Here is a 14,360-nt window from a genome sequence, read left to right as displayed (position 1 = left end):
CGATGATCGAGGTAGTCGAGTCGGTCGTGGTGCCGAAGTCCGACCATAGCCCCTGCGCCGATCGACTGATCGCGGGACCAGCGACTTGGGGAGTCGCGGACGGCGCAACCGCAAAGCCGTGGGACGACCCGCGTGGCCCTGACGGCGCGATTCTGGCCGACGCGGTTTCCACTCTCCTGGCGAACCTGCCAAGGGGGGCCGATTTTGCCGAAGCGGTCCGGGCGGCGACGGCCGAGGTCGCCGAGATGTTGGCCCAGGCCGGCATCCGCCCTGGTCGTGGTTCTGCCGTCTCGTTTTGCGTCCTGCAGCCGGCGAAAAGGCAGATCTGGCGGGTGGGCGAGGCACGGGTCATGATCGATGGTCGGCCTGTTCCCACTCCCGGTCAAGCCGAAGACGTCGTCGCCACCGCACGAGCACTGGCGATCGAGAGTTTCCTGGCGGCCGGCGAAACTCCTGAGTCCCTCCGCGATGTGGATCGCGGCCGCGCCGCTGTGGAGCCCCTGCTACGGTCCCTGGTGGAGCTGCGCAACTCTGCGACGTCCCGTTTCGCCCACGCAGCCATAGACGGGAACCCGGTTCCCGATCACTTGACCGAGATCATTCCCTTGCGCGACGGAGATCACGACATCGTGATAGCGACCGATGGTTACGTCACGATCGCACCCACGCTGGGCGAGTCCGAGAAGCTGTTGGCCGGCCGCATCGAGCGCGACCCGTTGATGATCGAGGAGCCGACAGCGACGAAAGGAGTAGGGCGAGGGGCCAACTCCTTCGACGATCGCGCCTACATCCGCGTCCGGTTAAGCGGCGATACCTAACCACTTCGCGGCTGCCGGCTCCCTGGCGAGCCATTGACGGACCATGCAGAACGTGATGTGCAGCGGAAAAGAGAGTTGATCTTTGTATCTCTTCTCCACTCTGTCGAGAGCCTTCAGAAGATCGCGAGTCCCGCCGTCCGGATCGAACTGCTGCACCACGTAATCGTCCACGAACACGTGGTCAAGTCCCTTGACCTTCTGTTTGGACGGATCGATGTTCGCGATGCCGTAGAATTGTGGTTTGCCCGCCAGCGACGTCAGTCGGCTGTATCCCAAGACCTTGATTCGGGCCGAAGCGGGTTGCCGGCTCAGACCGAGTTCTTCCTTCATTTCCCGAGCCATAGCCGCGCGAACGAACGTCAAAAGGTCTTTCACGTTCTCGGCATCGCCCCAGTCCGCAGAGCCACTGGCGGAAGCCACGATTTTACCAGGGTTGACCATGGCCGCCTGACCTTGCCGTTGCAGAAGCAGCTTCCCGTCGCAGATCGCGAGCACGTCAACGCCCACATGGTTGGAGCAGGTACTCAAAGGGAACCGAGGGATCCGTTTCCTGTCGTCCAACGCGATCTTGTCGAAACTGAGGTACTCCTGCAGGCTCCCACGCATCCGGTACTCGGACGACGCAAGCCTGTTGGTGACCAAAAACGCCGAGTAAAGCGTCTTCTGAAGGCGCACCGACTTGCCACCAGGCAGCAGGTCGGACTCGAGTCGCGCCTTGTATTCGTCGAAATGGAGAGTCGAGACCTTCAGCTTTCGCAGCTCCTCGTACTCACCACCGGGCAGCCAGAGCTTGGAATTGTGCTCGATCTTGATGAAAACGTCATCAGCAAGCTCCGCGTCCAGCACCGGATCGTGAATGGCTTCGTCGCCGCCGCGGACCAGGCGCTGCCAGCTCTTATACACCCCCGAATACGGACGGAGCACGGGCGCGGGGCGCGGACGTGACTGCACTCGGAAGATTGTCATCAAATCCTTGACCGCCGGCCACACGACGTCCGCCAGGCCCTTCACCACGACGATCGCCGTGACCGCGAGCAGCAGCAAGTGTGCGGAATTCTTCGGGGTGAAGAGATCCGACGCCAGCAACGCGACACCCAGGCCGATAGCCCATGGACGGCGACGAAGAAAGGTCCAAAGTCGCCACAAACTCACCCGCAACATCACGACCTTGCGCACAGCGAACCTCCGGTGACCACGCTCGAGTCACTGCTGGGTCGCCGCCAATGAACAGATCGTTACAGCAAGGTGAATATTCCTCCTCGTGCCGACTCTAGCTCCGCGCGAGGACCGCCAGCATGTCCCTGTGCCGGGGCGGCGAGCCGAGTTCCTCACGCGCCCGCGTCGAGATGAACCGCCGCGCCCAGCGCGAACGCCTCCGCGATCCACCCCCTCCGTTCGCGGGGCCGTGCCGGGGGTGCCAGGTTTGACGCAGCCCCGGCACACAGCAAGTTGCGGGCGGGCACCACGGCGGGGCCCTCGTCGGCCACACCGTCAGTGCCGCCGTACATTCACGTTCCTCCTGTGTGGACACACGCCAGAACTTTCGGCCGGGGCCGAACGGAGCAGTCCGGGACAGGAATCGGACAGAGCGGCGAAAAAGTCTAGACCAATATCGGTAGCACCTCGCACACTGCCTGCACGGTGTGTTTTTCCCGGTCCCCCTGGAGGTGCATCCCATGCGTCGACGAATCGCACTGGCCCTCGGTGGTGCGGCAGCGCTCGCCCTCACCACCGCCGCCACCCTCACCCCCGCCGCGCAGGCGTCGCCCGGGCTGCTCGCGGCCATGCAACGGGATTTCGGCCTCACCGCCGAACAGGTCCAGACCAGGTTGAGCCAGGAGCACACGGCCACCGACGTGCTGCCCGCGGCCGAGCGCGCCGCGGGCGCGGCGTTCGGCGGCGCGTGGTTCGACGCCGCACAGGGCAAGCTCGTCGTCGGCGTCACGGATCCGGCGGCCGCCGCGGCGGTCGAGCGGACCGGCGCCGCGACGGTCCCGGCCCGGGTCAGCGCGGCCGCGCTGGACGGCGCGAAGAACGCGCTCGACGAGTCGGCGAAGGCCCAGTCCGTCCCGGCCTCGGTCACCAGCTGGCGCACCGACCCGCGCAGCGGCAGCCTCGTCGTGACGGTGCTGCCGGGCGCGACGGACGCCGACGCGTTCCTCGCGCGGGCGCGGCAGACCGGGGTCCCGGTCACCGTGGAGACGGGGCAGCGGCCGGAAACCGTGTCTGCGGGCACCGTCGGCGGCGACCCGTACTACATCAACGGGAACGTCCGCTGCTCCATCGGTTTCTCGGTGCAGGGCGGGTTCGTGAGCGCCGGGCACTGCGGCAGCCCCGGTTCCACCACCACGGGCTGGGACGGCTCGGCGCAGGGCACGTTCGTCGGCTCGTCCTTCCCCGGCGACGACTACTCCTACATCACCATCGGCAACGGTTGGTGGACCACGCCGGTCGTGCTGGGCTGGGGCACGGTGAGCGACCAGCTGGTGCGCGGCTCGGCGGTGGCCGCGCCGGGCACGTCGATCTGCCGCTCGGGCTCGACGACGCACTGGCACTGCGGTGTCGTGGAAGCGCTGAACGAGACGGTGAACTACTCCCAGGGCCTGGTGTACCAGCTGACGAAGACCACGGTGTGCGCGGAGCCGGGCGACTCGGGTGGCTCGTTCATCTCCGGCGACCAGGCGCAGGGCGTCACCTCGGGCACGACGGGCAACTGCACGTCCGGCGGGCACACGTGGTTCCAGCCGGTGAACGAGATCCTGCAGCGGTACGGGCTGTCACTGGTGACGGCCTGAGTGGTGCCTCTCGCCCGGCCCGCATCCCGGGCCGGGCGAACCACTTCCGCCCCCGGCGGCGGCCTTCTACCTTGGGACGCATGGAATTCCAGGATGTCGTGCGGCGCAGGCGGATGGTCCGGACCTATGACCGCGGACGGCGGGTGCCCCCGGAGGTGGTGGACCGGATCGTGCGGAACGGGTTGCGGGCGCCGTCGGGCGGGTTCTCCCAGGGCTGGGGTTTCCTCGTCCTCGACGAACCGCGCGACCTCGCGCTGTTCCGCGACTCGGTGCGGCCCGACGAGCAGCCCGAGAACTGGTTCGCCGCCACGTTCGACGCGCCGCTGCTCATCGTGGCGCACTCGAACAAGTCCGCCTACCTCGACCGCTACGCCGAGCCCGACAAGGGTTTCACCGACCGCGACGACTCCTGGTGGCCCGCGCCGTACTGGGACATCGACACCGGTTTCGCCTCGCTGCTGATGCTGCTCACCGCAGTGGACGAGGGCCTCGGCGCGTGCTTCTTCGGCCTGCCCAAGGACCGCGTCGACTCCTACCGCGCGGCGTTCGGAGTGCCGCCGGAGTACTGGCCGATCGGCGCCATCTCCCTCGGCTACAGCGACGAGCCGCCCCGCGACCTGCGTTCGCGCCGGAAGCCCGTCGACACCGTGGTGCACCGCGGCCGCTGGAGCTGACCGCGGCCGGACGGGTGGCCGTTGCGAACATCAGGCCGCGACGAGCCCGACGCACAGTGCGGCGAGTGCGAAGGTCTGGAGCGCGACGCGCCCGTTGATCACCGAGTCCCAGCGGGCCTGGAGCCGGCGGGCGTCGGCCGGCACGCGGTCCGCGAGGGCCGCCGCCGTCAGCGCTGTGTTCACGGGCTTGCTGATCCGCGCGTAGATCGCCAGGAAGACAACCAGGGCGAGGGTGGCGAGCGCACCGGCCGCGGCGCTCACCCAGCGGGCGCTCGCGGCGGCGAGCACGGCCGTCGCCACGGCGGCGAGCAGGCCACCGGCGCCGACGGCCGCGAAACGGCGGTCGGCGATGCGGTGGATGTGGCCGAGCAGCTGCGTGAGGGTGCGGTCGTCGACCGCGGCAACGGCGGGGCGCAGGACGATCGCGCCGAAGACGTCGGTGCCGTAGACGACGCCGTTGGCAAGGATCGCCAGACCGGCAAGGATTTCGACGAGGGTGTGCATCAGCGGGTCTCCTCCTGGGTGAGCATGCGGTGGACGAGGTCGAGCCGGGCCTGGGCGTGGCTCGCGCGCAGGCGCCCGCCGGCCTGGAGGGTGGCCAGGCCGTGCAGGGCCGCCCAGGCGACTTCCGCCCGGGTGCCGTCGGCGTCCGGGAACGCGGCCTGGAGAGCCGAGAACGCGCGCCGGAGCGGTTCCGGGCTGTCGTCGGTCGCGAAGGCCCACCCCGAGGGCAGCGAGAACATCGCCTCGTAGACGCGGGGGTGCGCGGCGGCGAAGTCGAGGTAGGCGCGCATCCGTGCCCTGGGCGACGGGTCCACCGCCTCGAGTGCCGCGGCGACCTCGTCGAAACCCGCGAGCGCCACCGCGTCGATGACCGCCTGGCGGCCGGCGAAGGCCGAGTAGATCACCGGCTGGGTGACGCCGAGCTCCCCGGCGAGGCGGCGCACCGTGACGGCGGGCCAGCCGTCGGCCTCGGCGAGCTCGCGGGCGGCACGGAGAACCTGAGCACGTCGTTGTTCGAGATCCGGAGCTGGTCTGGGTGACATGAGCGTAGTCTAGCATCGTTAGATAACGTTGCTAGACTAACTCGGAAGGATGTCCCCCCATGTCTCTCGCCGGACTCGTCATCGCGCTCCTCGTCTGTGCCGTCGGCCTCACCCTCGGCGCCCGCTTCCTGCTGGCACCCCGGCAGGCGACCCTCGATTACGGGGTCGCCGCGGACAATCTGCGTGCCTTGACCGCCATCAAGGCCGTTCGCGACCTCACCGCCGGGGTGGTGCTGCTCGTGGTGTGGGCCGCCGCCGGCAGCACGGCGCTCGGCTGGGCGCTGGTCGCCACAGCCCTCACACCGACGGCGGACGCCGTGATCGTGCTGACCAACGGCGGAAAGCGCTTCACCGCGCTGGGCGTCCACGGACTCACCGCCGCGGTGTTCGTCGCGCTCGGCCTCGTGCTGGCGCTGGGGTGAACAACCGGCGGGACAATCGGGAGCGTGGACGGAATCAAGGGATCCGGGCCTCCCCTCCCGGAACGGCGGCCGTGGTGAGCGTCCTCGACCGGTGGCGCGCCCTGAGTCTCCGCCGACGGCTGGTGTTCGCCGGGGTCGCGGTCGTGCTCGTCGCCGCGGTCGGCACCGGGCTCGCCGTCAGCGAGGATCCCGCACCCCAGAGCGGCCGGCCGGGTCAGGACGCCCTCGGTCCCGTGCTGCTCGTGCCCGGCTACGGCGGGAGCCGCGACGCGCTCGAACGGCTCGCCGCGGCCATCCGCGACACCGGGCGGCAGGCCGACGTGCTCACGCTCGCCGGGGACGGCACGGGCGATCTCCGGCAGCAGGCCGGAGTTCTCGCCGACGCCGTGCAGCGCGCGTACGCACAGGGTGCCCCCTCGGTCGACGTGATCGGCTACTCGGCGGGCGGCGTCGTGGCGCGGCTGTGGGTCGCGGACCGAGGCGGGGAGCACCAGGCGCGCCGCGTCGTCACGCTCGGCGCGCCGATGCACGGGACCACCGTCGCGTCCGCCGGCGGGGCGCTCGTGCCGGGCGCGTGCCCGGTGGCGTGCCAGCAGCTCACGCCCGGTAGCGCGCTGCTTCGCCAACTCCCGCCGCTGCCGCCCGGGTTGCCGTGGCTGTCGGTGTGGACGCAGGACGACCAGACCGTCGTGCCGCCGGACTCGGCCCGGCTCGAAGGCGCGGTGAACGTGCCGCTGCAACAGGTCTGTCCCGGAAACCATGCGGCACACGGCGATCTGCCGACTGATCCCGCGACCACGGCACTCGTGCTGCGGGCGCTCGGCACCGCTCCCCTGGCCGCACCGGCGAGCTGTCCGTGAATCAGTCCGTGATGTCCTTCGTCGCGAAGTTCGCCCACGCCGCACCGAAGAACACCACGATGTACCCGGCCTGCAGCAGCAGCCCGGAGTCGATGTTGCGCCACAGCACGGGATCCCGGAAGAAGTCGAGCCACGACAGCCAGTAGTGCGTCGGCAGGTACGGCTTGACGGGCGCCGCCGCGTCGAGCGTTTCCAGCACCGAGCTGGTGATCAGCACGGCGAGCCCGCCGAGCGCGGCGCCGACCGCGGACTCGGTGACCGTCGACAGGAACAGCGTGATCGCCGCGAAGCCGACCATCGACAGCACGATGTACCCCACCGCGCCGAGCAGCCGCAACGCCAGCGACGACGAGGTCAGCGGCACCCCGGACAGCGACACCGCGCCCGCGGGCGGCCCCCCCGGCACCGCCTGCGCGCCCGTGCCGAACAGCAGCACCCCGATGACCAGCGACGTGAGCACGACGATGCCGATCGCCGCCGTCGCGTACACCGCGATCGCCACGAGCTTCGCCGTCAGCACCCGCGTGCGCCCGACCGGCCGGACGAGCAGGTAGCGCAGGGTGCCCCCGGCCGCCTCGCCCGCGATCGCGTCGCCCGCCGTCACCGCGACCGCGATCGGCAGGAACAGCGGCAGCACGAGCGCCAGCGCCGCGGCCGGGTAGAGCGTGCCGTCGGACACCACGGCGCTCAGGAACGCCCCGCCCTGTCCCGGCGGCGGCGCGAAGTCGGCGGTCGCGAGGAACACCGCGACGATCGCGGGCAGCAGACACAGCAGCAGCACGCTGGCCCACACCCGCGGCCGCAGCACCAGTTTCCGCAGTTCCACGCCGATCACGGGCGCTCCCCGAAGCGGTCCGAACCCGGTCCCGTCACGTCGAGCACGACGTCCTCCAGCGTCCGCCGGTGCGGCACCAGGGAATGGACGCGCACCCCCGCGTGGACGAGGCTCGCGTTCAGCTCGGCCGCGTCGTCGTGCCGGACCACGAGCCGGTCCCCGTCGCGGTGCTCCACCCGCCCGTCGAGCAACGCGACGGCGGCCGCCGGGTCGGGGGTGGCGAGCACGACGCGGCCGGTCTCCCCGCGCAGGGCGGCGAGGTCGTCCTGGAGCACCAGGCGGCCGCGGTCGACGATGCCGACGCGCGTGCACAGCTGCTCGACCTCGGTCAGCAGGTGGCTCGACAGGAACACCGTCGTGCCGTCGCGGTTCAGCCCGGTCAGCAGCTCGCGGATCTCCTTGATGCCCTGCGGGTCGAGGCCGTTCGTGGGCTCGTCGAGGATCAGCAGCCGCGGCCGGTTCAGCAGGGCGGCGGCGAGCCCGAGGCGCTGGCGCATGCCCAGCGAGTACGCCTTCACCGGCCGCTGGTCGACCGTCACGAGCCCGACGCGTTCCAGCGCCTCCTCGATCCGCTGCCGGCGGGTGCGGCGCGCGCCTTTGCCGACGGCGTCGAGCAACGCGAGGTTCCGGCGGCCCGACAGGTGCGGGTACGCGCCGGGGCCTTCGACGAGCGCGCCCAGCTCGGGCAGCGCCTCCGCGACGCGCTTCGGCACCGGGCGGCCCAGGACCTCGATCTCGCCGCTGGTCGCGAAGACGAGCCCGAGGAGCATCCGGACGAGCGTGGTCTTGCCGGAGCCGTTGGGCCCCAGGAAGCCGTAGCGGTCGCCCTCCCGGACGTCGAGGTCCACCTCGTCGACGGCCAGCACCCGGCCGTAGCGCTTGGTCAGCGCCCTCGTGACGATCATCGGAAGCTCCGCGGCAGGTGCGTCAGGTCCTCGCCCGCGGCCTGCAGCACGGCCGGCGTGACCAGCCCGGCGAGCAGGAACGCGCGACGGCCGCCGGGCGGGCGCACGACGGCCAGCGACAGCGGCGCGATCGAGAGCAGCACGGCGTCCCCGAAGGTCAGCGGAACGGTGGCAGCACCGGCTTTCGCCGCCGCGTCGGCCGCGGAGTCGGCAACGTTGCGTGGGATGGCGACCGCGGCGAACGTCGCCAGCCCCTCGCCGTACAGCGCGGCGCCTTGGATGCCGACGTTCGTCTGGCTCGCCCGGCGCCCGGCGAGGGTTCCGGGCAGGCGGACCTGGCCGAGGGCGTTGAGCGCGCGGGAAAGGTCCGGCGCCGTCGTCACCGTGAAGCCGCTCGACGGAGCGGGGACGGGCGCGGTGACCACGGGCGCGGTCTGGCCGACCTGCTGGAACTCGCTGACGAGGATCGGCGCCCGCTGCCCGCGCGCGGTGACCTCGACGCGCAGCGGCAGGCCGCTGCCGGGGTCGGCCCATACGTCGACCTGTCCGATGGTGGTGCCGGAATCCGCCGGTACGAGGCGCAGTCCGGACGCGGCGATCCCGGCGACGCGGCGGGCGGGCAGCGTGGTGACGGCGTCCCGCGGGGCGGTGCGCAGGATCCGCCGGGCGAGCTCGGGCGGCAGCAGGTCGGCCGCCCGTGGCAGGCGGACCGGCGCTTCGCCCTGCAGCTCGGTGAGCTGGTCGGCGCCGTAGTCCCAGGTGTACTCGCCCTCGGGCAGGCGGTAGAGGTCGCGCTCGCCGCCGGTGGTGAGGACGGCGACGCGGTAGCGGTCCGGGGCGGCGTACCAGGCGTGCGTGGTCGTCGTGGTGGAGAACAGGGCCGAGACGTCGGCGAGGTCGGGCAGCTGCGGGAGCGCGAGCGAGCCGGTGCTCTGCGCGTAACCCTGGTACGGCACGGACTCCGAGGCGAGCACGAGGTCGCGCAGGCGGGCGGCGTCGAGGGAGTGCCCGGCGGGGCGCAGCGCGGAAACGACGAGGGGAACGGCGACGAGCAGCACCGCCACGACCACCACCACGGCCCACCGGCGCCGCCGGGCACCCCGCACCACGGACAAGGACATCACCTCTTGGCTTCCTTTGTACGCTGGTGGTGTCCGGTGGCGGTTTGGTTGCTTGCGGCTTCCTGGGCCCCTCTTCGCCGCTGGTGCGTGCTTGTCTGGATCGATGGTTCCGTTTCCGCGGATTCGACCCGGTTGGTGGATGTCGTGGCGGGATTCGCCGTCCTACCGTGGGATCATGGAGCCCGCCGCGCCGCCGATCCCCGCGCCGCGCACGCCGCTGGGGCCCGCGCAGGTGCTGATCACCGGTGCGGTGGCCGCCGAGCGGGTGCTGGAGACGGCGGAGCTGGCGGCCCGCGCGCGGGAGCGGTACGAGGTGCCGTACGTGACCAGGCGGCGGCGCGAGGTGCACCACGTGTACGCAGTGCCGCTGTACGACGTGCTCGCCGAGGCGGGTTTCGACGTGGACGCGCGGCACAAGCGGGGCCTGCTCAACGTGGTCGTGGTGGCCAACTCCGAGGACGGCTACCAGGTGGCCCTGTCACTGGCGGAGATCGACCCGGAGTTCGGCGCGCGCCCGGCCCTGCTGGCGACGCACTACAACGGCGCGGTGCTGACCCGCCCCACCCTGGTGCTGCCCCAGGACAACCGGTCGAGCCGCTACGTGCGCGGCCTGTGCCGGCTGTGCCTGGTGAACATCGCACCGTGGGGTTTGCTCGGGTCACCCCCGACGGGCTCTCACCACAGCTTTCCCGGGACGTTGTAGCCCTCCACCCGCAGCCGCGGGCGTTGCACGGGCCGCCGGGGGGATACCGTGACCTCACGGCTTTCCCCTGGCAGCAGCCAGAAGTAGTTGTCCTCGTACAGGGTCGGCAGCACGCGCTCCTCGCCGTCGTGTTCGCGTAGCGACAGGCGCACCATCGCGGCCACCGTGCGGCCCGTGTTGCGGATCGTCGCCGTGTAGCCCTCGCGTGCCGCGCGGAAGTCCACCGACACGCTCGCCGGCGCCAGCTGGTTCAGCGCCCGCATCGCGGTGTCCACTGTGTACCGCCAGTAGGTGTTCTCCGACAACACCGTCCCGCGACCGTCGGTCAGCGTCAGGCGCAGCAGGTGCAGCGCGGGCAGGTCACTCCCGAACGGCACCGTGAAGGCGGAAGCCGTCGAGACCGGCGCCACGTCCAGAACCTGCCGCACCGGGGCACCCAGAGCGCGACCGTCCAAACCGTACAACTGCGCCGAGACCGTCACGCCACTCAAGGTGTCGCGCGTGTGGTTGACCGCCTTCACCTGCCACGTCGACAGGTCCGCCTGCACATGCCGCGCCTCGCAACCCTTCCGCGCCCCGTAGTAACTCCCGTTGACGTCCAGGTCGTAGTCGTAGGTCTGCCACACCGTGCTGTGCCACGCCGGATGCGACATCCACAGCAGCACCCCTGTCGCGTCCTGCCACAGCTTCGCGTTCCACGCCTCGAAGATCGCCCGCATGCTCTCGTAGTTGACGAACTGCGCCTTGCGGCAGAACTCGTCCAGACTGCTCGACGGCGCGAGCCGGGCGTCGATCGCCGCCAGGTAGCCCTGCGGCGCCTGGTTTCCCTGCGTCGACCAGTCGTGCAGGTACCACGCGTCACCGATCGGCCATCCCGGCTCACCCTCGCCGACGAGGTTGCGCATGCTCTCCACCACCGACACCGTCGGCAGCCCGATCTCGCTCCAGAACCCGGACTTCCCACCCGTCGCCTGCCCGGTGAAGTACAGCTTGGGGTCGAGCCAGAAGTACGGCCCGTCCCCGGTGATCACCCCACCCGCCGAGTTGCCCTGGTACAGCAGGTCCGTGTTGCCGGTGACGATCTCGCGCAGCGCGTTGTCGATCACCGCGGGCGGCGTGCCCTCGTTGCAGCCGAACCAGACCGTGGCGCACGGGTGGTGCCGGTAGCGCAGCACGGTGTCCTTCGCCTGCGCCAGGAACACGTCGTGGTTCGCCGGATCCGTCGACCAGCCGTCCCAGAACTCGTTCCACAGCAGGATCCCGTACCGGTCGCACGCGGCGAACAGCTCCTCGCGGTAGGAGGAGCCGATCCAGTTGCGGATCAGCGTGAAGTTCATGTCCCGGTGCATCGCGACGGCCGCGTCCACCCGCTCCGGCGGCATCCGGCGCAGCAGCTCGTCCCAGCCCCAGCTCCCGCCGCGGCAGAACACCTTGACACCGTTGACGAGGATGGTCAGCGGTTTCGCCGTGTTGTCCACCGACGCCACGTCCGTCCACGTCTGCCCGTCCTGCGACACCTGGATGCGGTACGTCTGCGCGTACGCGGTCTCCCACGTCAGCACCACGCGGTCGAACTCCGCGGTCGCGCCGAGATCGACCTGCAGCCACTGGCCGTCCTGGTACTCCGAGGACCACCGCGTCGACGGGTTGCCGTCCACCGCGTTGCCCGGCGGGTTCCCGTCGCCCACAGAGGACGAAGTGGCTGTCTTGCCCTGCGCCAGATCGGTTCCCGGCGCCGCACTGTCCACAACGGACATCGTCCAGAGCGAGAAGCCCCAGCTGGTCGCCCGCCGGTCGCCCTGCATCCGGACGTACCGGGCCTGCTGCCGGGGGAAGTCGACGGTCTGGTCCGCGCGGCCGTCCGAGACCACGATGGGCAGGTCGTACTGATACCCGATCTGCCGCAGCCCGATCCGCAGCGTCCGCCGGTCGCTGACCGTCCTGCCGAGCGACGCCGTCAACGTCAGGTCGTGCAGCGTGGGATCGCCGTACCCGTTGGGCCACCACAGTTCCGGCTTGTCGATCCGGACCTTCGAGAACACGGCCTGCGCCTCCTGCCCGGCGGCGACCGTGACCGTGCTGCTCAGCTCCTTACCCGCGAACGCCGCGGTGACCTTCACCCGCTGGGTGCCCGTGCCCGCGTTGCGCACCGGCACCGTGACGGTGACCTCGGCGACGCTCGTGTCCGGCAGGTTCGGCAGCACGGTGTCCACGCGGGCGTCACCGAACACGACGGCGCCGGTCGAGCGCAGCCGCACGTGGTTCCAGATCCCCGACGCCCGGTCGCGCACCGCCGGCATCCAGTCCCAGCCGGACACCGCGAGGTACGTCGGCGAGTCCTCGAACATCGTGCCGCCGGCGTCGACCCAGGAACTGCCCGAAGGGCCCTTGTCGGCGGGGCTGCCGGGGTGCGGCATCGGCGAGATCCGCACGGCCACGGCCTGGTCCCCGTCGCGCCGCAATGCCGCGGTGACGTCGAGCGCCGCGCGCCCGAACGGGTGCGCCAGATCGCCCACTCGCGCGCCGTTGAGCCAGATCTCGGCTTCGTGGTTCACCCCGTCGAACTCCAGCCACACGTGCCGTCCGGCCGACGTGTCCAGCCCGCGCGGCAGCCGGAAGGACCGCCGGTACCACCAGGCGTGCCGGGAAAGCGCTTCCGGCACGTGCAGGTTGTTCATCCCCGACACCGGATCCGGCAGCTGCCCCTGCTCGACCAGCGACGCCAGCACCGTTCCCGGCACGGTCGCGGGCAGCCAGCCGCGCGTGTCCACCGGCGTGCCCGACAGCACCGCGCCGTCCGTGCTCGGCGCCCAGTCCTGCATCGTGAGCACCCACCCGGACTCGAGCGGCACCGTGCCGTCGGCCGCGACCGCGAGGTCCGGCGCGTCGTCCCGCTGCCGCACCGGCCAGCTGGTCCAGCCGCGCACGGCCGGACGCGGCCCCTGGCTCGTGCCGTACACCTGGAAGCCGTTGAGCCCCAACGGGTTCGTCGTCGACCGGCGGGAGGCCGACAGCCGCACCCAGCGCGCGGACACCGCGGGCGCGAGCGGGATCGTGACCACTCCCCCGGTGCCGGAGTCGGTGTGGTGGACGGTGCGCCAGGTCCGGCCGTCGGGCGAGACGTCCAGGTCGAAGGACACCGCGTAGCTCGACTGGACCTCGAACCCGGTGGTGTGACTGCGGGAAGCGCTCCCATCGAACGCCGGATCGCCGGGCTGGGCCTCGAACGTCAGCACCACCGAGCTGATCTCGCAGCGGCCCTGCAGGTCGACGACGATCCACTGCCCGTCGCCCTGCGCGGCCCGCCAGCCCGACCCCCGCACGCCGACCTGCGCCAGCCCGTCGACCGCGAACTCGGCCGGGGTGGCGGCGTAGTCGGTCGAGGACACCGTGACCGGGCGGAACAACGCGAGGTCGGTCTTCGCGGGAGCCTGCGCGGGCGCCGCGGACGCCGCGGCGGGCAGTGCCGCCGCCACCCCGAACCCGGCGAGCAGCCCGGTGCCCGCGGACAGCACGTTCCGCCGTGAGATCCCGCTGGAGTCGTGCGCCATCGAAGCTCCCGTCCACGCTGACAACGTTGACAGGAAGCTTCTGCGTTCACCCCGGTGAAGGTCAAGAAGCCCGGCAGGACAAGAATCCGGACAAGATGTGGGGCTACCAGCGCTCGCGGTGCACGACGTCGTCGAACGCCCGGCGGTCGAGCTTGCGAACCGGACGCAGCGGGCCGTCGGCCGGATACCCGAGCGCGATCAGGTAGGCGCAGTACCGGTCCTCGGGAAAGCCCAGCAGCTCGCGTGCCAGCTCCTGGTCGCCCACCGCCGCGTGCGCCGTGCCCACCCCGAGGTCGGCGGCCGCGAGCATCAGGCACATCGTCGCCTGGCCGAGGTCGTACTCGATCCGCATACCCTCGGCGGGTTCGCGGGGCGCGATGAACGCGACTGTCGCGGCCGAGGACGCCACGTGCCCGGCGCCCCGCCACACCGTGGCCAGCCGCTCCAGGTGCGCACGCTCGGTGACCACCACGAAGTCCCACGGCTGGGTGTTGCGCGACGACGGCGACCGTCGCGCCGCGTCGAGGATCTCGTCGAGGTCAGCCGCCGGAATCGGGCGATCTTCGTACTTCCTGACGTTCCGCCGCGAGGCGAGCGCATCCGTGGTCTCCACGAACCCCAAGGTACCCG

Annotated in this window: 14 protein-coding genes; 6 read left to right on the top strand and 8 right to left on the bottom strand. The window is 71.1% G+C overall.

What is annotated here, in order from left to right; all coding sequences use genetic code 11:
* Positions 1–2: 2 nt before the first annotated feature.
* On the top strand, positions 3–818 hold the full coding sequence (locus FHX82_RS18940) for a hypothetical protein (RefSeq protein WP_145934206.1): 816 nt from the start codon (positions 3–5) through the stop codon (positions 816–818).
* Here the strand turns inward: FHX82_RS18940 and FHX82_RS18935 are convergent.
* On the bottom strand, positions 801–1,994 hold the full coding sequence (locus tag FHX82_RS18935) for an NUDIX hydrolase (protein ID WP_145934207.1): 1,194 nt from the start codon (positions 1,992–1,994) through the stop codon (positions 801–803). The genes FHX82_RS18940 and FHX82_RS18935 overlap by 18 nt on opposite strands.
* A 500-nt stretch (positions 1,995–2,494) precedes the next feature.
* On the opposite strand from FHX82_RS18935, the gene FHX82_RS18930 reads away from it, so the two are divergent.
* Together FHX82_RS18930 and FHX82_RS18925 are read left to right on the top strand one after the other, a co-directional pair.
* Positions 2,495–3,613 (top strand): S1 family peptidase, encoded by a 1,119-nt coding sequence (locus FHX82_RS18930; RefSeq protein ID WP_145934208.1) that lies wholly within the window; start codon positions 2,495–2,497, stop codon positions 3,611–3,613.
* Between the two features lie 80 nt (positions 3,614–3,693).
* On the top strand, positions 3,694–4,287 hold the full coding sequence (locus tag FHX82_RS18925; protein WP_145934209.1) for a nitroreductase family protein: 594 nt from the start codon (positions 3,694–3,696) through the stop codon (positions 4,285–4,287).
* 30 nt (positions 4,288–4,317) lie between these two features.
* Here FHX82_RS18925 and FHX82_RS18920 read toward each other — a convergent pair whose 3' ends face one another.
* On the bottom strand, positions 4,318–4,791 hold the full coding sequence (locus FHX82_RS18920) for a DUF1772 domain-containing protein (protein WP_145934210.1): 474 nt from the start codon (positions 4,789–4,791) through the stop codon (positions 4,318–4,320).
* Positions 4,791–5,333 carry a TetR/AcrR family transcriptional regulator gene (locus FHX82_RS18915; RefSeq protein WP_145934211.1) on the bottom strand — a complete coding sequence of 181 codons (543 nt, stop codon included), beginning with the start codon at positions 5,331–5,333 and terminating at the stop codon, positions 4,791–4,793. The genes FHX82_RS18920 and FHX82_RS18915 overlap by 1 nt, the downstream gene beginning before the upstream one ends.
* Before the next feature lie 59 nt (positions 5,334–5,392).
* Here FHX82_RS18915 and FHX82_RS18910 point away from each other — a divergent pair, with 59 nt between their 5' ends.
* Together FHX82_RS18910 and FHX82_RS18905 are read left to right on the top strand one after the other, a co-directional pair.
* Positions 5,393–5,755, top strand: coding sequence for a DUF4267 domain-containing protein (locus FHX82_RS18910; RefSeq protein ID WP_145934212.1), 363 nt, complete (start codon positions 5,393–5,395; stop codon positions 5,753–5,755).
* A 74-nt stretch (positions 5,756–5,829) separates the two neighbouring features.
* The gene (locus FHX82_RS18905) at positions 5,830–6,615 is read left to right on the top strand and encodes an esterase/lipase family protein (protein WP_229880605.1); all 786 of its coding nucleotides are present in this window, start codon (positions 5,830–5,832) and stop codon (positions 6,613–6,615) included.
* A 1-nt stretch (position 6,616) separates the two neighbouring features.
* Here FHX82_RS18905 and FHX82_RS18900 read toward each other — a convergent pair whose 3' ends face one another.
* Genes FHX82_RS18900 through FHX82_RS18890 form a run of 3 tightly spaced genes read right to left on the bottom strand, consistent with a single transcriptional unit; the run spans position 6,617 to position 9,476 of the window.
* Positions 6,617–7,450 (bottom strand): ABC transporter permease, encoded by an 834-nt coding sequence (locus FHX82_RS18900; RefSeq protein WP_145934213.1) that lies wholly within the window; start codon positions 7,448–7,450, stop codon positions 6,617–6,619.
* Positions 7,447–8,355, bottom strand: coding sequence for an ABC transporter ATP-binding protein (locus tag FHX82_RS18895; RefSeq protein ID WP_145934214.1), 909 nt, complete (start codon positions 8,353–8,355; stop codon positions 7,447–7,449). The genes FHX82_RS18900 and FHX82_RS18895 overlap by 4 nt, the downstream gene beginning before the upstream one ends.
* A complete protein-coding gene (locus FHX82_RS18890; protein WP_145934215.1) occupies positions 8,352–9,476 on the bottom strand; it encodes a LolA-like protein in 1,125 nt (374 codons plus the stop codon). Before FHX82_RS18890 ends, FHX82_RS18895 begins: the two co-directional genes overlap by 4 nt.
* A 175-nt stretch (positions 9,477–9,651) precedes the next feature.
* Here FHX82_RS18890 and FHX82_RS18885 point away from each other — a divergent pair, with 175 nt between their 5' ends.
* Positions 9,652–10,179 (top strand): molybdopterin-binding protein, encoded by a 528-nt coding sequence (locus FHX82_RS18885; protein WP_145934216.1) that lies wholly within the window; start codon positions 9,652–9,654, stop codon positions 10,177–10,179.
* On the opposite strand, the gene FHX82_RS18880 is transcribed toward FHX82_RS18885, so the two are convergent.
* Together FHX82_RS18880 and FHX82_RS18875 are read right to left on the bottom strand one after the other, a co-directional pair.
* Entirely contained in the window at positions 10,152–13,730 is a 3,579-nt protein-coding gene (locus FHX82_RS18880; protein WP_145934217.1) for a discoidin domain-containing protein, read from the bottom strand. The two genes, FHX82_RS18885 and FHX82_RS18880, sit on opposite strands and share 28 nt — an antisense overlap.
* Before the next feature lie 103 nt (positions 13,731–13,833).
* Positions 13,834–14,343, bottom strand: a complete 510-nt coding sequence (locus FHX82_RS18875) for a nitroreductase family protein (protein WP_145934218.1) — start codon at positions 14,341–14,343, stop codon at positions 13,834–13,836.
* Positions 14,344–14,360 lie beyond the last annotated feature (17 nt).

Source organism: Amycolatopsis bartoniae, from assembly GCF_014191255.1.
Taxonomy (GTDB): domain Bacteria; phylum Actinomycetota; class Actinomycetes; order Mycobacteriales; family Pseudonocardiaceae; genus Amycolatopsis_E; species Amycolatopsis_E bartoniae.
This window is presented reverse-complemented; position numbering and strand designations above follow the sequence as displayed.